This is a genomic window from Rhizobium sp. H4 (assembly GCF_003013335.1).
Lineage (GTDB): Bacteria > Pseudomonadota > Alphaproteobacteria > Rhizobiales > Rhizobiaceae > Rhizobium > Rhizobium sophoriradicis.
Genome location: NZ_PSOW01000021.1, coordinates 33,874 through 56,096 on the forward strand (window position 1 = coordinate 33,874; position 22,223 = coordinate 56,096).

Genomic DNA, 22,223 nt, shown 5'->3' on the forward strand with positions numbered 1-22,223 from the left:
GTGGAGCGTCCACCGGACGCGCGGCGCATCCACCCCGCAATTTTCCCGAGGAAGAGCCCGAGCGATCGCGGACGACCGTGACCGCAAGCGGCGGTTTTTGCCGGCGGCAGCCGGAAACCTAAACTCTGTGGAGGAGAAGATGCGTTTACTCATTCTCGGCACCGGCGGCATGGCCAACCAGCACGCAGCACGTTTCAAGGCGATCGAAGGCGTCAGCGTCGTCGGCGGGGTCGATGTTATTCCGGAAAGGCTCGCGGCCTTCTGCACCGAACACGGCATCGCCACTCATTTCCTCTCGCTCGAGGATGCGCTTGCCTGGGGCGAGTTCGATGCGGTTGCCAATGTCACGCCCGACAGCATCCACCACCCGACGACGCTCCAGGTAATTGCCGCCGGCAAGCATGTCTTCTGCGAAAAGCCGCTCGCCACCGATGCGGTCAAGGCCATGGAGATGACCGAGGCGATCGAGCGGGCGGGCAAGGTCGGCATGGTCAACCTCACCTATCGTAATTCGCCGGCGCTGCAGAAGGGACGGCAGATGGTGCTGGCCGGCGAGATCGGCGCTGTGCGCCATGTCGAGGCGTCGCATCTGCAAAGCTGGCTGGTCGGCCGCCACTGGGGCGACTGGAAGAGCGAAAGCAAATGGCTCTGGCGGCTGAGCCGGAAGCACGGCTCGAACGGCGCGCTCGGCGATATCGGCATCCACATCGTCGATTTCGCCTCCTACGGCTCCGGCCTCGACGTCGCCCATGTCTTCGCCCGGCTGAAGACCTTCGACAAGGCGCCCGGCCACAAGATCGGCGAGTACGATCTCGACGCCAATGACAGTTTCACCATGAATGTCGATTTCACCAATGGCGCGATCGGCACGATCCAGGCGACGCGCACCGCCGCCGGCCAGATGGATCAGCTGCGCCTCAGGGTTTACGGCGAAACCGGCTCGGTCGAGATGATCTACGATACCGGCAAATCGACGCTGCGCGCCTGCATCGGCGAGGACGTGCACACCGCCACCTGGCGCGACGTGCCCTTCGATCCCGTCGAGACCAATTATCAGCGTTTCGTTCAGGCTGTCAGGGCGGGCAAGACACAGGAGCCGTCCTTCCGTCGTGCGGCGAATATCCAGAAGGTCCTCGACAAGGCGCTGGCCTCAGACCTCAGCCACAAGGACGAGGCGCTCACTTAGGCCGAGGCCGGCGGCAGCAGCAGCGTGTTGAGGAAGGGCAGGAGGGCGGCACCAAGCGCGACGCCGCCGCCGCTGAAGCTTGCCGGCCGCATCGGTGAAATCCACGGCGTGATGATCGGGCGCGTCGACGTATCGCGCCGCTCGATCGAAAGCTGGTGGATCAGCGCCTGGATCACGCCCTGCGGCAGATCTCCGCCGATCATGACGGTGCTCGGGGCGAGGAAACCGGCCATGGCGATGATCGGATCGAGCAGATGGCCCGCGGCCTCGCGGATCCATTGCGACAGCAAGGGACAGGAGAATTCCTCGCCCTTCAGCAGCCGGGCGAAATCCTCCTCGCCGATACGCGCGCGCAGGGAGCCGAAGCCGACGACGGTATTGAGCTGGACATTGTCCGGCCCGGTCAGCATTTCGCCGATGCTGCCCGCCCGCCCGTGCACGCCGGAATAGGGAACGCCGCGGATGAGGAAGCCCGCCTGCACGTCGTCGTCGATGATGATCATCGCGAGCCCGCCCTCCGGCAGCGCGCTGCCGATCGTGCGCTCGGCAAGAAGGCCGGCTGTGCATTCGTTCTCGACATAGGGCCGCGCAATCGTCGACATCGTGGCGATCACGTCACTCTCATCCTCCGTCCACTCGTTGGCGGCGATGCCGAGCCCGATGACCGGCAGACCGGCATGCCGATCGACCATATCGCGGACGGCCGCATGCACCAGCCTGACCTTGTCCGCCGGGTCCACATCAAAATAAGCCCGCTCATGCACCTGGCCGCTCAGATCGACGAGCACGATCTCGCCGCGCCGCTTGCGAAGCTTGAGCCCGACAGAAAAGGCGCCTTCCGGCCGCAGAGCAAATTCCGTCGCCGTCGCGCCGCCGCCAAGCCCGATGCGGCGGTTCGAGGTGACGAGCTTCTCCTCCGCCAGCCGCCGCAGAATATTGGTGATGCCCGGCCCAGTCAGCCCGCTATGCCGCCCCAGCTCGGTGCGCGTCAGCGGCCCATGCCGGCGGATCGCTTCCAGGATGACGCGAATATTCCGGTCGGCAATCTCGCCCGACCTCAGACCCACCGTTTTGGCGCGCGGACCGCCCAGCTCCTGGGTGTGAAGCCGACGCGGCCCTGACCGAAGATGCCGCATGACCGTCTTTCCTAGAGCACTATCTCGATTGTGTATCACGCTTGTAGGTGTTCGTAACGATTTTCCGGTAGATGCTTGTAGCGAAGGAGCCGCGCTCTACACAGTTAAAGTGCGCGCGGAATTACTTGCGTGGAGAGTTGAATTCAACAGATGACCGATGAACATTCTCCCGCCAGCGACCGCGACCCAAACGCCACCCATCAAATTCTCGTTTTGCGAGGGAGCGTTGGATACCTCTTCATGTTCCTTGGCGTCATGGCACTCCTTTTCGTCTGCCTCTCACTTGTCGCCCTTGGGCAGATCGAAATGAGCAGACCCACGAGCGGTGTCGGAGAGGGCCTGTTCGCGATCGTGTTCCTCGGCGTCATCGTTTATGTTGCGGTAAAGGCCCGGCAGGTGGACTTCACGAAGCCTTTGATCGTAATCGGCTCCCACGGCATCACTGGTCAAAAGCTGCCGAAGCTCATCCCTTGGTCAATGAGCGAACGTGTTGATATTCCCCAGGCCTGGTGGGCGGGGCTGATCTATCTGACTGTGCGCGAGGATGCTGATCCGGAGATACTTGAACAACTGCGCAAGCGGCAGCCTCTTGAACGAACCGTCGCGATACCGCACAGATGGGTTCCGGGGTTCAGTTCAAGCCAAGTCAAGGACATCGTGAGTCGCTACTTTGAACGCTCGCAGCAAAGCTGAAGCCGAATAAAATTCCTGCCTCCGACGGCATAGCCCAGGGTCGCCCGACCGGTTATACATTCAGTAGCTGCAGGGACGATCGTTGCCAAAGCCGTCGCGGCAGGCAGGTCTAAGGCCATAGTCGACGCTGCTATATCCGACCGAGCCGGTTTGCACCGAGTCGGTTGAGCTGGTCGTGCAGGAAGGCAACGAGACGGCAACCGCGATGACGGCTGCGACGGCTGCCAATGATTTGCGAATCTGCAACATCTCCACCCTCCCATCGCCAGCCGAGAGCCGGCGTCTTCAGTGTGATGACCGCGCAAATAGGCCGATGCGGCGATCGGTAAACTGTTGCGCCCGATCAAGATTCCGTTATTCGTTGAAAGGCGTTGGCTTTCTGCCTTCCCCATCCGAGCAATGATACTGATGGTCGCGTTGCATGACCTCAACAATGCTCCCAACCCGCCGAGGACTCGGATCCTTTCAAGCCGCCTGCTTTTCCACAGGACTTACACCGGCGCGATTGTCTTGGGCCCCGATTATAGACAAGTGTCTCGGCCTTCGGTGCTAAGGCGACCTGAACATGTACGATATGATTCTTCTTTTCCTGGCCGGCTTGCTGGCAGGCAGCATGAATGCGTTGGCGGGCGGCGGGTCGTTCGTATCCCTGCCTGCGCTGATATCGGTCGGCGTGCCGTCGGTTGCCGCAAACGCGACAAGCACTTTAGCCTTGTTTCCCGGCGGGATGGCGAGCTCGTGGGTCTACCGTGATGGGGTTAAGAGTGTGTGCGGTATCAATGTCATGGCCATCGCTATCGTGACGGTGTTGGGTGGTGTGGCCGGAAGTGTTTTATTACTTCTAACCCCATCCAGGATCTTCGATGGAATGCTGCCATGGCTTTTGCTGGTGGCGACATTGATGCTGGCTGCAGGGCCAAGGCTCAGCGCCAAGCTGCAGACGCAGGCACATCCGAGTGTTCTGGCCTTCGCGACGGTTCAGTTCTTTCTCGGTCTTTATGGCGGCTATTTCGGCGGCGCGGTGGGCCTTATGATGCTCGCGGCATGGAGCGTGCTCGGGGGCGGGGAGATCAAGAGCCTGAATCCGACAAGGATGGTAATGGTAACTGCTGCAAACGCGGTCGCCGTCGTCGTCTTCGTACTGGCCGGGGCAATCGTATGGCAACAGTGCATTTCCATGACGTTCGGAGCCGTCATCGGCGGGTGGATCGGAGCGCATGTCGGACGCAGGCTGCCGTCATCGATCGTCCGGATGCTAACCCTCGCGGTCGCCCTTTTGACGACCGCGGTATTCTTTTCGCGAGCTTATCTTTGAGCGGAGGTCCGGGACCCTCGACCATCTGAGGAACTTAAATCTAGCAGACTGAAGACGCGTTCCGATTGGAAGCGCCCCTCAGCGCGGCATCATGTTCGTCCATGCCGGCTTCGCCATCGTCGTTGGCGGACAGCTCGATCAAGCCGAACTGTCAACACGACCGGTTGAACTTCAGTCAGGCTGCGGCTCGCGGTCAGCCCGGTATCGTCGGTTCCCGGGCTCCTGGCTTGCGGAGGGATTCGACTTCTTCAGCAAGGCGATCCTTGATGTCGTCGTGGGCGTCTGATGCAACCGCGACCGCGTGTTGATAGGCGTTTGAAGCCATGGCGGTGCCCTGATCGACAAGTTCAGAGGTCTGTTCGCTTATCGCTTCCTTGGTGGCATCCGATGCTTCGCCAGCGAGTTCATCTTCAATTTCGGTGCTCGGAAGTGCTGCGCCGATCGCGGCTCCGACTGCAAAAGCCAATGCGCCGCCGACCAGCGGTTGATCGCGGAACTGGTGGAGGATCATTGCATTGAGCTTGTTTGTCTGTTCGTGCAGGTTCGTTACGGCAGAAGAGGCCTGGTCGGCGAGCGCACTCGCCGTTCCCGTCGCGCGGTCGGAAACGCCTTGCACGGCAGTCTTGGCTTGCTCCCACTTTTCGGCGGCCCAACCGGATGCAGCGTCCAGGATAGCCCCGGTCTCATCGACAATCTGGTCGACCCGCTTGCCGCTGGCATCGACGAAACCGCGATAGGTCTTGCCCGTTTCATCAACAAAATGACCCGCGCGGCGTCCCGTTTCATCGGTGAGAGCCTTCAGCGTCTTGCCGGTGCTGTCGGAGAAATGGCTGTATCGAACGCCCCCGACGGAGGTCGGCGGCCCAAGGCGGCGCACGGGCCCCTGAACGGGATAGAGGTCGTATTCCGGCTCGGTTGAGGTCGTTGAACCGGTCGCCGATGAAGGCGTGCCTTTGGCCATAAGCCAGGCGAGACTGACGCCCATGAGCGCCACCGGAAGCGGATTTTCCTTAAGCGCTCGGCCGAGATTTCCGACGAACTCGCTGCCGCCGCTGTTCTTGGCGTAGGCGATAACCTCGTCGACCAGTTGGCCGGGTGACATGCGCTCCTGGATCGCGTTGATACGTTCCCCAAGTCGCTGGCGATCTTGGTCGATTTCGCGCTGAAGCTGCAGCGACGACTTGTCTGAAGACGTTTCCATCAGAGTTTATCCTTCACGGTTTGCACGTCTCGACGAAGCGAAGTCGTGGTGCGTTCAAGGGCCAGATTGCTGCGACGGAAGGCGGCAAGGCCCCGCCGGATCATGATCCAGGCAATAAGGCCGATGACGATGCTGACGATGATCGCAGCGAGCGCACTGGCCGTAGGCTCGCTGAACCCTTGCGCCACGAACAGCGCCGCGACACCGCTGACGACAGCGCTCAACAGCACGCCGACGGCACCGATTGCCAGGATCGTTCCTATCAGCAGGATTTCGACGCCGCTTACGGCGGCAGAGAGCTTCTCCGATGCTTCCGCTTTGGCGAGGTCGATCTCCTTGCGCAGCAGACCAGTAAGGTCACTCAAAAGCCCGCCGATCAGCTCGGCCAATGGTGTGTTTTCAGCTGGCTTAACCATTTTGGTTGTCCTTGCTTCCCGAAACGAATGCCGGTGCAGACGGAGCAGTTGTCCGAGCCTTGTCATTCTGTGCTTTGTCGGACCGTTTGGCGGAGGCGGTCAGAAACCGGCTTGCAGTCAGCCCGGCGAGGGCGGCAATTCCCAGAAATGCGATCGGCTGCCTGCGACCGAAATCCTCAGCCAGGATAGCCATCTCCCCGAGGTCCTTGTCCTCCACCCGTCTTGCCGCGCTGGCAACGTTGCGACCGAGTTCCCGAGCGTAGCGGCCGAGGTGCCGCTGATCGGAGCTTTCGAGCTCCGCCCCTACCTTCTCCAACGCGGTTGCAATTCCGCTCAGCTGGTGAGCGGCAAAGTGCACCTGCTCGGAAACCACCTCCTTTGCCTTATCCAGGCCGGCGTCGGATGCCTCCTTCACCATCTCCTTGGTCGCGCTGATATCGTCGCTGATCTTGTCTTTCAGCTCAGTGGTCGGAGAGGCGTCCGCAGGCCGACTGCGTTCTCCTTCCGGCGCGGAAAATACGTCAGTCATTTGAGGCCTCCATGGCTTGTAATGTGTGCCAGCGCCGAACCTCAATCTTCCCGCTTTGTTCCAGCAGGGTAAGAAGTTCCTCGTCTCCTTCTTCGATGAGGGCGATTTTGACGCGAGAGGATGTTAGTCCGAAGCTTCTCCATCAGCCGATGGTGGTGATCTAAAACGCCAGTCGCAGCTGCGGTTCTGTTCCAGGGGTCCGCCGTTCCAGCGACGACAGAGTAATGCCGAGCAGCCGGATGCCCTTTGGCGGCGGAAAGATGGGCGCCAGCAGCAGGCTGATTATTTCTTCGAGGTCCGAGATCGCCGGCAAGAGGCCCGGAACTGTCTTGCTGCGGGTGATCTGATTGAAGTCGGCGTATTTGATCTTCAGCGTCACCGTCTTGGCGCCGATCCCATTGGCCTCGCAATGGCCCCACACCTTTTCGATCAGCGGCTGAAGACCTTCGCGGGCCGGCTCGTAGGCATGGAGGTCTTGTGAGAAGGTATCCTCGGCGCCGACGGATTTGCGCACCCGGTCCGGCTTGACCTGGCGCTCGTCGATGCCGCGGGCGATACCATAGAAATAGGGTCCTGACTTCCCGAAATGCTCCACTAGGAATTCCAGCGTCTTTCCCTTGAGGTCGGCGCCGGTATCGATCCCGAGCCGGTGCATCTTTTCGGCCGTTGCCGGGCCGACGCCATGAAATTTTTTGACGGGCAGGGCCTCGACGAAGGCCGGACCCTTCTTCGGGGTGATGACGGCCTGGCCGTTCGGCTTGTTAAGGTCGCTCGCCATCTTGGCGAGAAACTTGTTGTAGGAAATCCCGGCGGATGCGTTGAGGCCGGTGACTTGCTTGATCTTGGCGCGGATCTCCGCCGCAATTTCGGTGGCGATTTCCATGCCCTTGAGGTTGGCTGTGACATCGAGATAGGCTTCGTCGAGTGAAAGCGGCTCGATCAACGGCGTGTATTCGGCAAAGATCTCGCGGATTTGCTGCGACACGGCTTTGTAGACGTCGAAGCGTGGCGGCACGAAAATCAGGTCCGGACATTTCCGCTTAGCGGTGACTGACGGCATGGCCGAGTGAACACCGTAGACCCGTGCCTCGTAGCTTGCTGCCGCCACCACGCCGCGAGCGGCCGATCCGCCAACGGCAATCGGTTTGCCCCGCAAGTCTCCATTGTCGCGCTGCTCGACCGACGCATAAAACGCATCCATGTCGATGTGGACGATCTTTCGGATTGGCGTTGCACTCATCTCGTTCATGGCCGCTTCAGCGATCGCAATGGCATCGGCACCTGGAGATTTACGCCGAAACAAAAAGAGAACATAGCAGGCTTCAACGCGAGATCAACCATTTCGACAGGCGCCTAGATCCTTCCGTCGAAACCACCAGCCTCCGCAGGCGTTCTCACCCTGTGGAAATCGATCTCAGGAGACGCCCGATGGCGGACGACAGCACGATGACGATCAGAGCGATCTTTGAAACGCGAGAGGCAGCCGATCTCGCCGTCGAACATCTGGTTCAGCAGCACGGTATCGCGAGGCCCGACATTTTCATCCAGTCGGCGACCGATCGCAACACCGCCGGCTCGGCGCCATCGGGTGGCGACGTTTCGCATAACGATGGCGTCCGTCGCGACGCTCCGCTCGAAGGCGAGATCGAGGTTTCGGCCGATATCGCATCCAGCCAGCTCGCCGCCGTCCAGCGCAGTCTTGGAGATGCCGGCGCACTGCGGGTTTCCCAGCGCTGAGCGGATGAAGGAAGCTGGCGCTGGTCTACGTTGATAGGAGTCACAGGTTCATGGCCGACAACCTCTCGAAATACAGGGCCAAGCGCGATTTCAAGAAGACCCGCGAACCGAGCGGGGAAGCGGGCGTCAAACCGTCGAACCGCCGGCGGTTCGTGATCCAGAAGCACGATGCGACACGGCTTCACTATGACCTCAGGCTCGAGCTCGATGGCGTGTTCAAGTCCTGGGCGGTGACCAAGGGACCTTCGCTCGATCCGCATGACAAACGGCTCGCTGTCGAGGTTGAGGATCACCCGCTCGACTACGGCGACTTCGAAGGTACGATCCCGAAGGGCCAATATGGCGGTGGCACGGTGATGTTGTGGGACCGCGGTTACTGGGAGCCGGAAGGCCGCAAGTCTCCGGAAGAGGCTTTGAGGAAAGGCGACTTCAAGTTCACGCTTGAAGGCAAGCGACTGCACGGCAGCTTCGTCCTGGTTCGGATGCGTAATGACCGCGATGGCGGCAAGCGCACGAATTGGCTGCTGATCAAACATCACGACGAACATTCGGTCGAGGAAAACGGTGCGGCGATCCTGGAGGAGAATGCGACCTCCGTCGCCTCCGGCCGCAGCATGGATGAGATCGCCGAAGGCAAGGGGCGCAAGCCGCGACCGTTCATGATGGCGAAGGCGGATGTCGAGGCGGACGCCGTGTGGGACAGCAAGCATGGTCTTGCCGCCGATGAGCGCAAGAAGAAGTCTCCTAAGGATGTCGCAACCTCCACCGCGGCGGCTGACCTGCCAGATTTCATCGAGCCGCAGCTTTGCGACAGACTCGATCGGCCACCCGCCGGCGATGATTGGCTGCACGAAATCAAGTTCGACGGCTATCGGATCCAGATGAGGGTCGCCGATGGAGAGGTGACGCTGAAGACGCGCAAAGGCCTCGATTGGACGTCCAAATATTCTGGGATTGCGGAAGCCGCGTCCGGACTGCCCGACTGCATCATCGATGGCGAGATCTGCGCGCTCGATGAGAATGGCGCGCCGAATTTCGCCGCACTTCAGGCGGCTCTGTCGGAAGGCAAGACCGGTAACCTCGTCTATTTCGCCTTCGACCTGCTCTTCGATGGCGGAGAGGACTTGCGGTCGATGCGCCTGTTCGAGCGCAAGGAGCGGCTGCAAAACCTTCTCACAGCTGCCGGCGACGATCCTCGCATCCGCTACGTCGAACATTTCCAATCCGGTGGCGACGCGGTGCTGCGCTCCGCCTGCAAGCTGCACCTCGAAGGAGTCATCTCCAAGCAGATGGACGCACCCTATCAGTCCGGCCGCACCGACACCTGGGCAAAGTCGAAATGTCGCGCCGGACACGAGGTGGTGATCGGCGGTTATGCCAAGACCAACGGCAGGTTCAGATCTCTCCTGGTCGGCGTTAACCGCGGCGATCACTTTGTCTATGTCGGCCGTGTCGGAACCGGCTACGGCGCGAAGAAAGTCGAAATGCTGCTGCCGAAACTGAAGGCGCTCGAGACGACGAAATCGCCTTTCGGCGGTATCGGTGCTCCGAAGAAGCAGGCCGAAGTGGTCTGGTTGAAGCCGGAGCTTGTCGCCGAAATCGAATTTGAAGGGTGGACCACGGACGGCCTCGTCCGCCAGGCTGCCTTCAAAGGCCTGCGCGAGGACAAGCCGGCGAAAGAGGTCGAGGCCGAAAAGCCGGCGCCGCCTGCCCAGACTGAAACCGCGGGACCGGCCGCGGCTGCCAAACATAAGTCTGCCCGCCGCAAAGGCGCGAAGGCCGAGGTCATGGGTGTTCTCATTTCGAATCCCGACAAGCCGCTGTGGCCGGACGCCGGTGATGGTGAGCCCGTCACAAAGGAGGACCTTGCGCGCTATCATGAGACCGTCGGTGCTTGGCTTATCGAGCATATCAAGGGCCGACCATGCTCGATCATTCGAGCACCCGACGGCATTGGCGGCGAGCAGTTCTTTCAGCGTCACGCGATGCCCGGCACTTCGAACCTGCTCGAATTGGTGAAGGTTTTCGGGGACAAGAAGCCTTACCTGCAGATCGATCGGATCGAGGGGCTGGCGGCGATCGCGCAGATCGGCGGCGTTGAACTGCACCCGTGGAACTGCCAACCCGGCAAGCCGGAAGTGCCCGGCCGTCTGGTGTTCGACCTCGACCCTGGTCCTGACGTGCCGTTTGCGACGGTGGTCGCAGCCGCCCGCCAGATGCGCGACCGTCTCGATGAACTAGGCCTCGTCAGCTTCTGCAAGACCACCGGTGGCAAGGGCTTGCATGTCGTGACCCCGCTGACCGCCAACAAGCGCAAAGCCTTGTCATGGGCCGAAGCCAAGGGCTTTGCCCATGACGTTTGCCAGCAGATGGCGCGCGACAATCCCGACCTCTACCTGATCAAGATGACCAAGAGTCTCCGTGGCGGCAGGATTTTCCTCGATTATCTCCGCAACGATCGCATGGCGACGGCCGTTGCGCCGCTCTCCCCGCGCGCCCGCGCCGGCGCCACCGTGTCCATGCCGCTTACCTGGGCGCAGGTGAAGTCCGATCTCGACCCGAAGCGTTTTACGCTTCGCACGGTGCCGGCGCTTCTGACCAAAAGCTCCGCCTGGCAAGACTATTGCGACAGCGAGCGGCCGCTGGAACAGGCGATCAAGCGTCTCGGAAAATCCCGACACGCAGCGTGAGCGCGACAAGCGCCGCGCCAGACGAAGAAAACCAGAGACGTCTTCCTCGGCCGCCGCTGTGGGCGTGCGCGAGGCGCACACAGGCGGCGGATCCTTACGGAACTTCCGGCCGGAGGTGCGCTAGCGGACAGAAACCAATTTCCTCCAGGCGGATTTCATTCTGGACTGGAGGACAGGTGGCACACGACGAACACATATCTGCGATCGCAACTGCGCTTCAACGGCGGCAGGCAATTCTTTTCGTAGGCGCGGGGATATCGATGAATGTCGGGCTGCCTTCATGGACCTGCCTTATCGAACATATGATGGCGGATCTCGATCTTGCACAGTCGTCGATGGGCCGCGACGCAACGTACCAGGAAATTGCTGAGTACTATCGTTTGAAGCACGGCTCCTTGTCGCGGCTGGTCGACTGGATGAAGCGTGAATGGCAGATCTCTCCGGAGCAACTGAAGAATTCGGAGTTGCATCGGCTTATCGTCGCGCTGGATTTTCCTCTGATTTATACAACCAACTACGATGCCAATCTCGAGCTCTCTTACCAGGCGTTCGGACGACCCTACGCTCGCATTACAAGTGCGAAGGACATCGCAACCGCCACTGTGGGCTTCACGCATATTGTTAAATACCATGGGGATTTCTCCGACCCCGATACACTCGTCCTGACAGAGTCGGATTATTTCGATCGCCTCTCCTTCGACGCTCCCCTCGACATAAAGTTCAGGAGCGACGCCTTCGCCTCGACCATGCTCTTCGTCGGCTACAGCATGTCCGATCTGAATATCCGCTTCCTGCTTCATCGCCTTTGGTCGATCTGGCAGCAGACCGGGCTGGACCGTCACCGGCCGCCGCTATTTCTATTCATGCACGAGCCGAGTGAAGTTCAGACGCATGTCCTGAAGAGATGGGGTGTAACCGTCATCTCTGGCGATGGCGAAAGCTCCGGCGACTCCCTTTCTCGTTTCCTCAAGCGTCTGGTCGAACAACGCTCGGAACCGGATCAGTGACACTTCGATTGTCCGCTGCGACGTCCGCAGCCATGGAAGCTGGTGAAGGTCGGGAGCACTGATTGCAATGGAGCTGCAGTGATGACGACGACGCCGGCAAGACTGGATGCTTTAGTGATAGGGGCAGGCCCGGGAGGCATGACAGCCGCTCTTTACCTGGCGCGGCTAAACCGGCGCGTGGTCGCCGTCGATTCAGGCCACAGCCGTGCGCTGCTTATCCCGCTCTCGCGCAATCATCCGGCCTTTCCGGAAGGCATCGAAGGTGGTGAGCTTTCAAGACGCATGAGGACGCAACTGCAGAACTTAGGTATCGAGGTCGTGGCAGCGGCGGTATCGCGGGTGGAGCGGGGGGCTGAAGGCGGCTTCATCGCTGAACTCGCCGGCCGGCCGATGCACGCAGAAAACATCATCCTTGCGACCGGCGTCGAAGACAAGCTCCCGCCCATCGGTAAGGCTAGCGACCTCATACGGTCAGGATATCTTCGCCTCTGCCCGATCTGCGACGGCTACGAAATTGCCGGAAGATCGGCGGTGGTGATCGGCGCGACAGAGCGGGCCGCTTCCGAAGCCCTGTTCCTGACATCGTTCACGAGAAGGATCACAATCGCAACGCTCGGCGAAAGACTGGATGTGAAGGACGCTATGATGGCCCGGCTGATCGAGCATGGCGTTTCAATCCGCTTCGACCCGTTGGTACGCTGCTCGCGTTCAGCGGACGGAACCGTCGATCTTATCATGAAGGACGCGGCCACGTTGGAAGGGGTGATCCTATATTCGGCGTTGGGGATTCATCCATGCTCGCAGCTCGCAGAACAGCTGGGGGCGGAGTTGGAACAGGACCGGCGCATAAAGGTTGATGCACACCAGGCGACCCGGATCCCAGGCCTATATGCGGTTGGCGACGTCGTGACCGGCCTCAATCAACTCGGCGTGTCCATGGCACAAGGCGAAATAGCGGCGGTCGCGGTGCATAACCGCCTGTGGCGAGTGCGAGAACAATAACCTTTCGGCTAGCATGAGCTGCTGCCCGCAAACGTCGAACGGATAGGCTTTGGCCGCATCGCACCGGGATCTGTCCCGCCACCTCAATCCAACGTCTGAAAGCCTCGGGGTCGTCATTGCGGTTCATAACCCGGGAAACATCTGAGCACCTGCGAGTGAATCTCGTCGCCCATGCGCAAGAGCACCGTTTGCACGTCAGGTCATGCCGCCAGGACAACGCCTGCCATCGCAATCGCGCATGCGACCCTGAGGAGGTTGAGACCCAGCGAAATGAATTCCGCCATCTCGTGCCGGTGATGACGAGAATGCTCGGCAGTGCCCAGCACCGCGACAGCTCCTCCCACCATCCAGCACATCAGCGTCATTGCGCCTAGAAGCAAGGCTAAATTCATCACATCTCTCGTTCTGTTGCCAAACCTTTCGATCATCGAACCGGCGCATGCCAGCTTTGTTCCATTCTTCGACACTTCGTCGATGAGACACATCGCGGATGAACGGAGGTCTTGAGTCAATCATCCTCCCTCGCAGGCCACGAGTTTTCCGGGAAATGTTTTAGAACGGACTGGAGAAGCGCAACCAGAAGGAGCATTTCTGTAACAATGGAACTAACCGCCTCGGCCGGCGTTCGACGAACTCCTGAGGTTTGAAGCGGAGGGGAATTCCTTTGAGCGAGCTGCAACGTGAGTTCCTCCTGCAAAGAGAGTTTCTGCCGGGACTCCAGGAGGATGAGCGCCTCGAGCCAACGCATGCGCCGCCGTCGGCGGTCTGTCCCGGAAACCTCGAATCGTTGCTGCAGCCTTGTCCATTGGTGGTCGATCTGGACGGCACCCTCGTACGATCAGATCTGCTGATCGAAACCGCTTTCGCCGAACTGGCTCGTCGCCCTCACTCGGCGGTGGATCTCGTCAAGGCCCTGTGCGGCGGGAAAGCCTGTCTGAAGCACCGTCTTTCGCAACCATCGGATTTCGACCCGGCTCTCCTCCCTTATGACGAGGAGGTCTTGACGGTGATCCGGGCCGCAAGGGAGGAGAGACGACCCGTCTATCTCGCGTCAGCGAGCCATGAGCGTCTGGTTTCCGCAGTCGCCGAACATCTCGGCCTTTTCGACGGTTGGTTTGCAACCAACGAAGCAACCAACTGCGCTGCCGATGTCAAAGCGGAACAACTCGTCGCCGCTTTCGGAAAAGGCGGGTTTGACTATATCGGCAACGACGTGGCCGATCTTCCTGTTTGGCGCCATGCCGCCAAATCCTATGCCATACGGACATCGCCCGCGGTCGCGCAAAAACTCAGCCGGCAGTGCGGCAACGTCCAACATCTTCCGTGTGAAAGAGCGACCTGGCGCACCTGGGCGCGGCTGTTGCGTGTGCATCAGTACGTCAAAAATGGCCTGGTCTTTGTCCCGCTTCTGATAAATCAGCTCTTCGATATCAACAGCATGGTCAGCGCCGGTCTGGCTTTCCTCGCATTCTCACTCTGCGCTTCCGGCGTCTATATCCTCAATGATCTGGTGGATCTCCAAGACGACCGCGGCCACCGCACGAAATGCCGCAGGCCTCTTGCTTGCGGTGACATCGCGCTTTCGGATGCCATTGCCGTCATCCCAATCCTGCTTCTCCTATCGCTCATGGTAGCCGTCATGGTGACGCCAGGGTTCGTTCTTGTGTTGGCGGGATATTTTGCATTGACCACCGCCTATTCGTTTTTCTTCAAGCGAAAGATGATCCTCGATGTCGTGGCCCTCGCATCTCTCTATACCACGCGGGTGATCGGAGGGGCCGCAGCCCTCTCTGTGTGGCCATCGCCTTGGCTGCTGGCCTTCATGATGAGCTGGTTCCTCTCGCTCGCTTTGGTCAAACGGTACACCGAGTTGATTGGACGTCGCGCCGCGCGCCTGCCGGACTCCAAGGGCCGGGACTACAGGAAGGCCGACATCGGCATGGTAGGTGCCCTGGCAGCGGGGGCGGGGATGAATGCGCTGACGCTGTTTGCCCTGTACGCCGCGAGCGACAACGCACGAGACGTCTATGAGCGGCCGGGGATGCTATGGTTCGCCGGACCGGTCCTTGCCTGCTGGATCGCGCGCATCCTCATGCTCGCCCATCGGGGGCAGATGCATGATGATCCGGTGGTCTTCGCTATCAGGGACAAGGTCAGTCTTGCCACGCTAGGGGCTGCCAGCTTGGTCGTCTTTGCCGCGATGTGAGGTGGTCATGACGGGCTCGCAGTTCCAGCAGCGAAGCACTCCCACCGGCGTCGCGGTGCGCTATGTCTGCTTCGCGGTGCTCTCCACCGCCGCCAATTTCCTGGTCCAGGCGATGGTTCTCCAAACAGCGCCGTGGTCGGGCCTGATGCCATCGATCCTCGCTGGCACCGCCGCCGGCTTCGCCCTGAAATATGTTCTCGACAAAAATTGGATCTTCTTTGACCGTTACTCCTCTCATAGCGACGAGATGTCGAAGGTCGCGCTGTACGGCTTGTTCAGCGTGCTGACGACGCTCATATTCTGGGGGTTCGAAATTGCCTTCTGGACAATCTGGAAGACGGAACTTGCCAAATACACCGGCGGAGCGATCGGCCTGGCGATCGGCTATATCTTGAAATATGCTCTCGACCGAAAGTTCGTCTTCAAGCCAAGGGAGGCGTGACGGACGATGGAGGGCTGGGGACGCTATCCGCGTCATGAGAGCGAGGTGTTGAACTGCCGGTTTCCGGAGGCCCTGGGCGGGATTGCAGCATCGCACTCAGGTTTGATCGCTCGCGGCAATGGCCGCTCCTACGGTGACGCTGCGATCGGCGAGAATTCCACCTTGATGTGTGGTGGATTGAACCGGATGAAAAGGTTCGATGCTACCGATCGCGTCCTCACCGTAGAGGGCGGCGTCATGCTTTCCGACGTCCTGCGTTCGCTGGTGCCCCGCGGCTATTTTCCGCCGGTGGTTCCGGGCACGAAGTTCGTCACCATCGGCGGGATGGTCGCATCGGACGTCCACGGCAAGAACCATCATTGCCACGGTGGATTCGGCGATCACGTCGACGAATTGAAGTTGGTGACCGCCAGCGGCGAGATCCTCACCTGTAGCCGCTCGCAGAACACGGAGCTTTTTTCGGCAACCGTCGGCGGGATGGGCCTGACCGGCATCATTGCCGAGGCAAGCTTTCGCCTGAGGTCGATCGAGACTGGCTGGATCACCCAGAAGACGACCGTAGCCGAGAATCTCGACGAAGCATTGCGGGCGCTGAGGCAATCGGAGGACGCGACCTATTCGGTGGCTTGGATCGATTGCCTGTCGAAAGGCGCTTCTCTCGGACGTTCGCTGATTTTTGCGGGTGAGCACGCAACACAGGATCAGGTTGGTGAGACGCCGAAGGCCGATCGCTTTCCTTCGCCGACCAGCGCGGCCCTTTCCCTGCCGCTCGATATGCCGGGTTGGCTCCTGAACAAGGCGAGCGTTTCCGCCTTCAATGAGCTCTACTTCCGGTCCGGTATTCGAAAGTCAGCCAAGCCCTTGCTGGTCCATTGGGATAATTACTTCTTCCCTCTCGACCGCATCCTTCGATGGAACAGATTGTACGGCAAACGAGGCTTTATCCAGCATCAATGCGTGGTCCCGGATGCTGACTCGCTCCAGGTTCTCACGAGCATCCTCGACCGGTTTGCGCACTCGGGCAAAGGTTCATTTCTTGCCGTTCTCAAAAGGCTGCGAGGCAGTGCAGGTCTGCTCTCCTTTGCTGCGCCGGGCTATACGCTCGCGCTCGACCTGCCGGCCACCCAGGACGTGTTGCGGCTGCTGGACGAAATCGACAAGCTGGTTGTCAAGGCAGGGGGGCGTCTCTATCTGGCCAAGGATGCGCGCCAGTCCCGCCTGACATTTGAATCCGGCTACCCCCGACTGGACGCGTTCAAAGAGCTGCGAAGAGCAACCGGAGCCGATCGTCGCTTCAACTCCCGCTTGGCAAAAAGGCTCGGCATATGACGGGGACCGGCAAGGCACTGCTCATGATCGGCGCGACCTCGGATATTGGCCGGGCGACGGCAATTGTCTATGCCGAGGCAGGCTGGGCCATTCATCTGGCGGGACGGGCGCGCGCGGCCGTTCAACGTGAAGCCGACGACATCGCCGCGCGGACGGGAGCAGTTGTCACCGTTCATGAGCTCGATATCCTGGAGACTGCTCGCTTCGAGGCCTTCCTCGGCGCCGTGTCACCCTTGCCGGACACGGTGGTCTGCGTCGTCGGCGAACTCGGTGAGCAGTCCCGGGCTGAACAGGAGCTCGAATATGCCGCCATGGTCATGCGGACGAACTTCGAGGGGCCGGCTTTGCTTCTTGGTCTTCTGGCCGAGCGTTTCGCAGCGCGCGGATCGGGTACGATCGTCGGCACGAGCTCTGTCGCCGGCGAGCGCGGACGAGCGTCGAACTATGTCTATGGCGCCGCCAAAGCCGGCCTGACGGCCTTCTTGTCCGGCCTGAGGAACAGGCTGTCCCGGTCCGGCGTGCGCGTGCTGACCGTGAAGCCCGGATTTGTTCGCACGCGGATGACCGATGGGATGAAACTTCCGCCGCTTCTGACGGCCGAACCGCAAGAGGTGGCGCAAAAGATTTTCGCAGCCGCCGAGGGCGGGAGCCGCAGTGACGTCGTCTACGTCAGAGGGGTCTGGCGACCGCTCATGACGATAATCCGGTCAATCCCAGAGTCCATCTTCAAGAGGTTGCGGCTGTGACGGAACCCATAAATCAGGCAGCCTACATCGGAGCGGGAACTCGTGCCCACAGGCGACCTGCAGCCTGGATACGGCGACTGCTGTCGGCAGAAGGCGCGATCATCGTCGTCGCCTTGGCCTCTGCCGCCATGCTCGCGCTGCCGGGCAGGACCATCAATGCCGCCTTCATCAATGACGTGCTGATCTTCATCGACGGTGCGCATCGCATCGCCTTCGGCCAGGTGCCGAACCGCGATTTCCACACCGCGCTCGGGCCTCTCGTCTTTTACATTCCGGCTGCGGGATATCTTCTGTCAGGTAATTTCGGGGCTGCCATACCTCTGGGCATGGCGACCGTCCTCGTCTCTTTCATCCCCGCCATGATCCGCATCCTTGGGTCGCGCCTCGCACCTTCATTGGCTGCCGGGCTCGGTATATTCCTTCTTCTCATTCTCGCGGCTCCGATCAATCTCGGCAGTTCCATCTGGTATCCTTCCTTCGCGATGTTCTATAACCGCATCGGTTGGGTCGCTCTCGGCCTGCTGCTGGTTATGTATCTGGCACCGCATTCGCCAGCCAGGCGCAATGATATTGCCGATGCTCTCGCAGCCCTCTTCCTGTTGCTTGTCTCGTTCTATACCAAGGTGACCTACGGGCTCGCCGGGATCGGCCTTATCGCAATCATTCTCTCCGATCGGCACCAGCGCCGCTGGGGCGTGACAGCCCTGCTGCTCACGGCACTGGCAATGGTCGCCATCGAGTTCTTCTGGCGCGGAACGGCGCAGCACATTGAGGATCTGCGGGCGGCGGCGCGCGTCAGCGGCGGTCATGATGTCGGCAGCATTCTGAAGAATATTCGGGAAAACTTCTCCGATCTCACAGTGTTCGCGGCCGTCGCTTCGCTCGCCCTCTGGCAAAGCCGCAGCCTTCGAGATCTTGTCCTCTGTGGCTTTTGCATCGGCGCCGGCGTGGCGCTCATCAATCAGAATGCCCACAGCTGGGGGATCATCACGCTCTATTGCGGGGCAATCGTGCTGTCGCAGAAGACGGCCTGGGTTGAACCGGGCAATGAAAGCCGCGCAGCAGGACGCTTGGCTCGTGCTGCCGGCGCCCTGCCGCTGATCGGCATCTTGTTCCTGTTGCCCCCGATCGTGCACCACAGCGCGGCCGTCGCCCTGCATACGGCGCTCGCGACTGAGAAAGCCGGGCAGTCTCTGGGGCTGCCGGAATTTGACGATGTCCGGGAAGTCGATCCGCCGGGCGGCGAGCCCGATTTCATAAGACGCTACCTCGATAACATCGTCACCGGTGGCGCGCTTCTCCAATCTCTGCCGGTTCCAGCCGAACGGGTTTTCGTCCTCGATTTCGCAAACCCATTCTCGGCCGGACTCGGCATTCGCCCGCCCGCCGGCGACACCGCTTGGCTTCACTGGAATCGCAACATCAATGAAAGGTCCTATATCCCGCCGGACGTGCTCTTTGCCGACGTCAAGATCGTCATGGTGCCCAAAACCGGCATCAACAGCCTGCCGCTGCAGGAGCTGTATGGCCCATTCCTTGCTGCGAATTTCGATGTGGTGCGGAAGACATCCGAATGGACGATTTATCAGTGGCGCCCAGGCAAAGGCGCAAAGTGAGGCACGGTGACGCAAGCATCGACGTCGATACCGGAGAAGGATACATCGCGGCCGGCCGTTCAGTTGAACTGGTGGCGTGCCATTGTCCCCGGCATTGGATTGCTTCTTGCGGGACTCCTCGCCCTGCCAGGCGCAACGGTCACAACCAAATACGTCAATGATCTATTCGTTTTTCTTGATGGCGCACATCGGATCGCGGCCGGACAGGTGCCGAACGTTGATTTCCACACACCTCTCGGGCCGCTGACATTCTATATCCCGGCTGTCGGCTACGCTCTGTCCGGCAGCATGGGCGCGGCAATGCCAGTGGGACTGTCCCTGCTGATCCTGTTATTCTCGCTGGTCGCCGCCGAAATCGTCGGCAGCCGAATGCATTGGGCGCTCGGGCTGCCGCTGGCAAGCTATCTGCTTCTGGTGCTCGCGGTTCCTGCAAACCCCGGCGAACGGATCGGGGAACTCAGCTTCGCCATGTTCTACAACCGGATCGGCTGGGCGTCATTCGGCTTGCTGCTGGTCATGTACCTGTGCCGCTTGCCCGGCGCCAGCAGCGGCAAAGGCGCGGACGCAGCATGCGCCAGCTTCCTCGTGCTGCTGATGCTTTACACCAAGATCACCTATGGTGTCGTGGGCCTTGCTTTTCTGATGTTCATGCTTTTTGACCGTCGCCAGACCGGCTGGGTGGCGCTCACATTTGGGATCGTCGCCGCCAGCATCCTGGCGATTGAGATGGTCTGGGGCGGAGGGGTCAACTACCTCCTCGACATCAGTCTTGCCGGGAAGAACAGCGGCGGTTTCCCGACGATGACGGCTATCGGTCACGTGGTACGGCATAATTTCGCCGACCTTCTCGCTTATCTCGCTGTCGCCGTCATCCTTCTCAGTCTGACGCCAAGCTGCCGGCATCTGCTCTTTGTCGGCTTCTGCATGACATCAGGAATCCTCCTGATCGAGCAGAACTTCCAATTCTTTGGGATTCTGACGCTTGGCGCGAGCGCTGCCGTGCTGTCGGAAAGTCTCTTTCGTGCCGAGCTTCGCTCTGGGAATGCAAGAGCGCGGATCGCCCCGCCGCTGCTCGCAGCATTTCTGCTCATGCCGGCTGCGGTCGGCAATGCTGCGTCGCTTGCCATTCATGCCTATTATTCGGCTGGCGGACGAGGCGAAGCTATTCCGCTGCCTGCCCTTTCCGGGGTTCGGCTGGTGGAGATGTGGAGTGCCGGCCAATTCGAATATTTCCAAGGTTACAACCGCACGCTTGCCGACGCCTCCGCCGCCCTTTCGCAACTGGATGCTGGGTCTGAGCGTGTTGCCGTTCTGGATTTCGTCAATCCGTTTACCGCCGGTCTCCGCCTCACGCCGCCCGCCGGAGATAGCGTCTGGTATCATTGGGGACGCACTCTCGGGCCTGAGTATCGTCCAGCCGCGGAAGAGATGTTCGCCGACGTGGACCTGATCCTCGACCCGAAGTGGCCCATCGAAATCTGGACAGGGAACGGCATGCGGGACATCTATGCGCATTATATAGCCCGCCACTATGACCTCGTGCGGGAGACCGCCGATTGGCGCATCTACCGCAGAAACCCTTCCTGAGCTGGAGCAGATTGTCTTCCGCGTTCTGAAATGACCAGACCGGCGAGCACCAGCACGAGCGCCCACGCGTACACAGATCCTGCCGTCAGTTGGATCAGGCGGGGAGCGCCGAAGTAGCCGAGTATGATCGGGACCGGTATTATCAGCGCGGTACCTGCCAACCATGCCCATGGTCTCTGCCAATGGTGCAGCAGGACGGGCAGCAGGAAGAGCGTGTAGTGGATCCATCCTAGCGGGGAGGCCAGAAGAGACGCAATCAGCGCCAGCCCGCTGACGGAGATTACCGGCGGACGGCGGCGGAATGCCCAGGCGGCGAGGGCAAGCAGCAATAAAACGGCTAGAACCGTGCCCACCGACGGGAAGCCGGCACGCGCGGCCAGACCTGCAAAGGAAGCATTCGTGAGAAAGACCGCACGTTCGCCGTCCGTCGCAACGAGGCGCAGCCAGTCGAGATAGATTCCAGGACCGAAAATGGCGAGTGGCATGGCGGCAATGACGGCCGCGGTGGCAAACGATATCAAGCTCGGTCGCCGATGGCCGGCAAGAAAGAGCAGCACCGGCCAGACTGCGAAATTCGGTTTCATCGAAATGAGCAGGCCGATCATGATGCCGGCGAATACGTCATCGCCTCTTTCCAGGCGGAGCCAGGCGATGACGGCGATCAAGACCAGAGGCATGTAGATCTGACCTAGGTAGAGCGTGTCCCAAAAACCGGCCAATGCGAAAGCCCAGATGGCGATCAATCCGTGGTGCAGGCCGTAGCTGTAGCGTCGCAGCAGCAAGGCGACCGCAGCGACGTAGCTGGCAATCGAAATCACCCACCAGATACGCAGCGACCACCCGGGCTCCACGATATCGAAGGCTTGGAACAGAAGTGCCGAGATCGGAGGATTGAGGTTGGGGTTCCAAGCCTCAAATCCCGGAAAGATGACGTGCGGGGTGAGAGGTGGGTATATGCCGTAAGGGTCCAAGCCAGCAGCTGCCGCGCGCCCAGACGCGAGGAATGCGCCGAAGTCCCAGAGGCCGTGATCTGAAACGACACGCGGAAATTCGGTGCGGATCACCCACAAGCAGATGCCGGCAAGCGCGATTGTCGCGAGCAATTGAAGCGGCCTATCACGGGGTTCAGTAGAAGCAGAGCCTTCCATCGAGAGACCTCCATCAATGCGCCGAGCACCAGGTGGTTGAAGCGAAAGACTGCTCTCAAGCAACCTACCATTTTAATGCTTCATTGCGATGCTCCCCAAGTCCCGATCGGCGCGCGGAACGCCGTGTCATCGCTAAACACTCGCTAACCTTTTGCCGAGGAGGATGTTCCGTGCGGGCGGCACTGAAAGAGCGTGGCTACGTTTTCCTGGCTTGTTAGCCGGTCTGCTTCTCGTTCA

21 protein-coding genes are annotated in these 22,223 nt (G+C 60.5%); 13 read left to right on the forward strand and 8 right to left on the reverse strand.

Features of this window, described 5'->3' with window-relative positions:
* Positions 1–139: 139 nt before the first annotated feature.
* The gene (locus tag C4N04_RS26905; protein WP_106797473.1) at positions 140–1,186 is read left to right on the forward strand and encodes a Gfo/Idh/MocA family oxidoreductase; all 1,047 of its coding nucleotides are present in this window, start codon (positions 140–142) and stop codon (positions 1,184–1,186) included.
* On the opposite strand, the gene C4N04_RS26910 is transcribed toward C4N04_RS26905, so the two are convergent.
* Positions 1,183–2,322, reverse strand: coding sequence for an ROK family transcriptional regulator (locus C4N04_RS26910; RefSeq protein ID WP_106797474.1), 1,140 nt, complete (start codon positions 2,320–2,322; stop codon positions 1,183–1,185). The two genes, C4N04_RS26905 and C4N04_RS26910, sit on opposite strands and share 4 nt — an antisense overlap.
* 150 nt (positions 2,323–2,472) lie before the next feature.
* Between C4N04_RS26910 and C4N04_RS26915 the strand changes: the two genes are divergently transcribed.
* Positions 2,473–3,015, forward strand: a complete 543-nt coding sequence (locus tag C4N04_RS26915) for a hypothetical protein (RefSeq protein WP_106797475.1) — start codon at positions 2,473–2,475, stop codon at positions 3,013–3,015.
* A 60-nt stretch (positions 3,016–3,075) separates the two neighbouring features.
* On the opposite strand, the gene C4N04_RS26920 is transcribed toward C4N04_RS26915, so the two are convergent.
* Entirely contained in the window at positions 3,076–3,264 is a 189-nt protein-coding gene (locus C4N04_RS26920; RefSeq protein ID WP_010056880.1) for a hypothetical protein, read from the reverse strand.
* A 316-nt stretch (positions 3,265–3,580) separates the two neighbouring features.
* On the opposite strand from C4N04_RS26920, the gene C4N04_RS26925 reads away from it, so the two are divergent.
* Positions 3,581–4,330 carry a sulfite exporter TauE/SafE family protein gene (locus C4N04_RS26925; protein ID WP_096762419.1) on the forward strand — a complete coding sequence of 250 codons (750 nt, stop codon included), beginning with the start codon at positions 3,581–3,583 and terminating at the stop codon, positions 4,328–4,330.
* A gap of 193 nt (positions 4,331–4,523) precedes the next feature.
* Here C4N04_RS26925 and C4N04_RS26930 read toward each other — a convergent pair whose 3' ends face one another.
* The 4 genes from C4N04_RS26930 to dinB all read right to left on the reverse strand — a co-directional run bounded on the left by C4N04_RS26930 (position 4,524) and on the right by dinB (position 7,725).
* On the reverse strand, positions 4,524–5,531 hold the full coding sequence (locus tag C4N04_RS26930) for a DUF3618 domain-containing protein (protein WP_106797476.1): 1,008 nt from the start codon (positions 5,529–5,531) through the stop codon (positions 4,524–4,526).
* Entirely contained in the window at positions 5,531–5,947 is a 417-nt protein-coding gene (locus C4N04_RS26935) for a phage holin family protein (protein WP_096762417.1), read from the reverse strand. The genes C4N04_RS26930 and C4N04_RS26935 overlap by 1 nt, the downstream gene beginning before the upstream one ends.
* Positions 5,940–6,476, reverse strand: a complete 537-nt coding sequence (locus tag C4N04_RS26940) for a nutrient deprivation-induced protein (RefSeq protein WP_096762416.1) — start codon at positions 6,474–6,476, stop codon at positions 5,940–5,942. Before C4N04_RS26940 ends, C4N04_RS26935 begins: the two co-directional genes overlap by 8 nt.
* 160 nt (positions 6,477–6,636) lie before the next feature.
* A complete protein-coding gene (gene dinB, locus C4N04_RS26945) occupies positions 6,637–7,725 on the reverse strand; it encodes a DNA polymerase IV (protein WP_096762415.1) in 1,089 nt (362 codons plus the stop codon).
* Positions 7,726–7,904: 179 nt separating this feature from the next.
* Between dinB and C4N04_RS26950 the strand changes: the two genes are divergently transcribed.
* The 4 genes from C4N04_RS26950 (at position 7,905) to C4N04_RS26965 (ending at position 12,912) form a co-directional block, all read left to right on the forward strand.
* Entirely contained in the window at positions 7,905–8,213 is a 309-nt protein-coding gene (locus C4N04_RS26950; RefSeq protein ID WP_040142320.1) for a hypothetical protein, read from the forward strand.
* A gap of 50 nt (positions 8,214–8,263) precedes the next feature.
* Complete coding sequence (ligD, locus tag C4N04_RS26955; RefSeq protein ID WP_106797477.1) at positions 8,264–10,903, forward strand: DNA ligase D; 2,640 nt, start codon at positions 8,264–8,266, stop codon at positions 10,901–10,903.
* 176 nt (positions 10,904–11,079) lie between these two features.
* On the forward strand, positions 11,080–11,910 hold the full coding sequence (locus C4N04_RS26960; RefSeq protein ID WP_106797478.1) for an SIR2 family protein: 831 nt from the start codon (positions 11,080–11,082) through the stop codon (positions 11,908–11,910).
* An 81-nt stretch (positions 11,911–11,991) separates the two neighbouring features.
* Entirely contained in the window at positions 11,992–12,912 is a 921-nt protein-coding gene (locus C4N04_RS26965) for an NAD(P)/FAD-dependent oxidoreductase (protein WP_096762411.1), read from the forward strand.
* 200 nt (positions 12,913–13,112) lie between these two features.
* Here the strand turns inward: C4N04_RS26965 and C4N04_RS32305 are convergent, their stop codons facing one another.
* Positions 13,113–13,424 (reverse strand): hypothetical protein, encoded by a 312-nt coding sequence (locus tag C4N04_RS32305; RefSeq protein WP_245425667.1) that lies wholly within the window; start codon positions 13,422–13,424, stop codon positions 13,113–13,115.
* 152 nt (positions 13,425–13,576) lie between these two features.
* Here C4N04_RS32305 and C4N04_RS26975 point away from each other — a divergent pair, with 152 nt between their 5' ends.
* From C4N04_RS26975 to C4N04_RS27000, 6 genes are all read left to right on the forward strand, one after another.
* On the forward strand, positions 13,577–15,118 hold the full coding sequence (locus tag C4N04_RS26975) for a UbiA family prenyltransferase (RefSeq protein ID WP_106797480.1): 1,542 nt from the start codon (positions 13,577–13,579) through the stop codon (positions 15,116–15,118).
* A gap of 7 nt (positions 15,119–15,125) precedes the next feature.
* Positions 15,126–15,560: a GtrA family protein gene (locus tag C4N04_RS26980; protein ID WP_077988899.1), complete on the forward strand. Its 435-nt coding sequence runs from the start codon at positions 15,126–15,128 to the stop codon at positions 15,558–15,560.
* 6 nt (positions 15,561–15,566) lie between these two features.
* Positions 15,567–16,889: an FAD-binding oxidoreductase gene (locus C4N04_RS26985; RefSeq protein ID WP_096762408.1), complete on the forward strand. Its 1,323-nt coding sequence runs from the start codon at positions 15,567–15,569 to the stop codon at positions 16,887–16,889.
* Positions 16,886–17,635, forward strand: coding sequence for an SDR family oxidoreductase (locus C4N04_RS26990; protein ID WP_096762407.1), 750 nt, complete (start codon positions 16,886–16,888; stop codon positions 17,633–17,635). Before C4N04_RS26985 ends, C4N04_RS26990 begins: the two co-directional genes overlap by 4 nt.
* Positions 17,632–19,251: a hypothetical protein gene (locus C4N04_RS26995; RefSeq protein ID WP_096762406.1), complete on the forward strand. Its 1,620-nt coding sequence runs from the start codon at positions 17,632–17,634 to the stop codon at positions 19,249–19,251. Before C4N04_RS26990 ends, C4N04_RS26995 begins: the two co-directional genes overlap by 4 nt.
* A 207-nt stretch (positions 19,252–19,458) precedes the next feature.
* A complete protein-coding gene (locus C4N04_RS27000; protein WP_245425668.1) occupies positions 19,459–20,838 on the forward strand; it encodes a hypothetical protein in 1,380 nt (459 codons plus the stop codon).
* On the opposite strand, the gene C4N04_RS27005 is transcribed toward C4N04_RS27000, so the two are convergent.
* A complete protein-coding gene (locus C4N04_RS27005; protein ID WP_077988894.1) occupies positions 20,817–21,986 on the reverse strand; it encodes a glycosyltransferase family 87 protein in 1,170 nt (389 codons plus the stop codon). The two genes, C4N04_RS27000 and C4N04_RS27005, sit on opposite strands and share 22 nt — an antisense overlap.
* Positions 21,987–22,223 lie beyond the last annotated feature (237 nt).

Excerpts from the sequence above, each read along its gene's own strand:
- C4N04_RS26925 (WP_096762419.1), top strand. The coding sequence starts at position 3,581 with ATGTACGATATGATTCTTCTTTTCCTGGCCGGCTTGCTGGCAGGCAGC.
- C4N04_RS26950 (WP_040142320.1), top strand. The coding sequence starts at position 7,905 with ATGGCGGACGACAGCACGATGACGATCAGAGCGATCTTTGAAACGCGA.
- C4N04_RS26920 (WP_010056880.1), bottom strand. The coding sequence starts at position 3,264 with ATGTTGCAGATTCGCAAATCATTGGCAGCCGTCGCAGCCGTCATCGCG.
- C4N04_RS26905 (WP_106797473.1), top strand. The coding sequence starts at position 140 with ATGCGTTTACTCATTCTCGGCACCGGCGGCATGGCCAACCAGCACGCA.
- C4N04_RS26915 (WP_106797475.1), top strand. The coding sequence starts at position 2,473 with ATGACCGATGAACATTCTCCCGCCAGCGACCGCGACCCAAACGCCACC.
- C4N04_RS26965 (WP_096762411.1), top strand. The coding sequence starts at position 11,992 with ATGACGACGACGCCGGCAAGACTGGATGCTTTAGTGATAGGGGCAGGC.
- C4N04_RS27005 (WP_077988894.1), bottom strand. The coding sequence starts at position 21,986 with ATGGAAGGCTCTGCTTCTACTGAACCCCGTGATAGGCCGCTTCAATTG.
- C4N04_RS26940 (WP_096762416.1), bottom strand. The coding sequence starts at position 6,476 with ATGACTGACGTATTTTCCGCGCCGGAAGGAGAACGCAGTCGGCCTGCG.
- C4N04_RS26990 (WP_096762407.1), top strand. The coding sequence starts at position 16,886 with ATGACGGGGACCGGCAAGGCACTGCTCATGATCGGCGCGACCTCGGAT.
- C4N04_RS26985 (WP_096762408.1), top strand. The coding sequence starts at position 15,567 with ATGGAGGGCTGGGGACGCTATCCGCGTCATGAGAGCGAGGTGTTGAAC.
- C4N04_RS26935 (WP_096762417.1), bottom strand. The coding sequence starts at position 5,947 with ATGGTTAAGCCAGCTGAAAACACACCATTGGCCGAGCTGATCGGCGGG.
- dinB (WP_096762415.1), bottom strand. The coding sequence starts at position 7,725 with ATGAACGAGATGAGTGCAACGCCAATCCGAAAGATCGTCCACATCGAC.
- ligD (WP_106797477.1), top strand. The coding sequence starts at position 8,264 with ATGGCCGACAACCTCTCGAAATACAGGGCCAAGCGCGATTTCAAGAAG.
- C4N04_RS26910 (WP_106797474.1), bottom strand. The coding sequence starts at position 2,322 with ATGCGGCATCTTCGGTCAGGGCCGCGTCGGCTTCACACCCAGGAGCTG.
- C4N04_RS26930 (WP_106797476.1), bottom strand. The coding sequence starts at position 5,531 with ATGGAAACGTCTTCAGACAAGTCGTCGCTGCAGCTTCAGCGCGAAATC.
- C4N04_RS26980 (WP_077988899.1), top strand. The coding sequence starts at position 15,126 with ATGACGGGCTCGCAGTTCCAGCAGCGAAGCACTCCCACCGGCGTCGCG.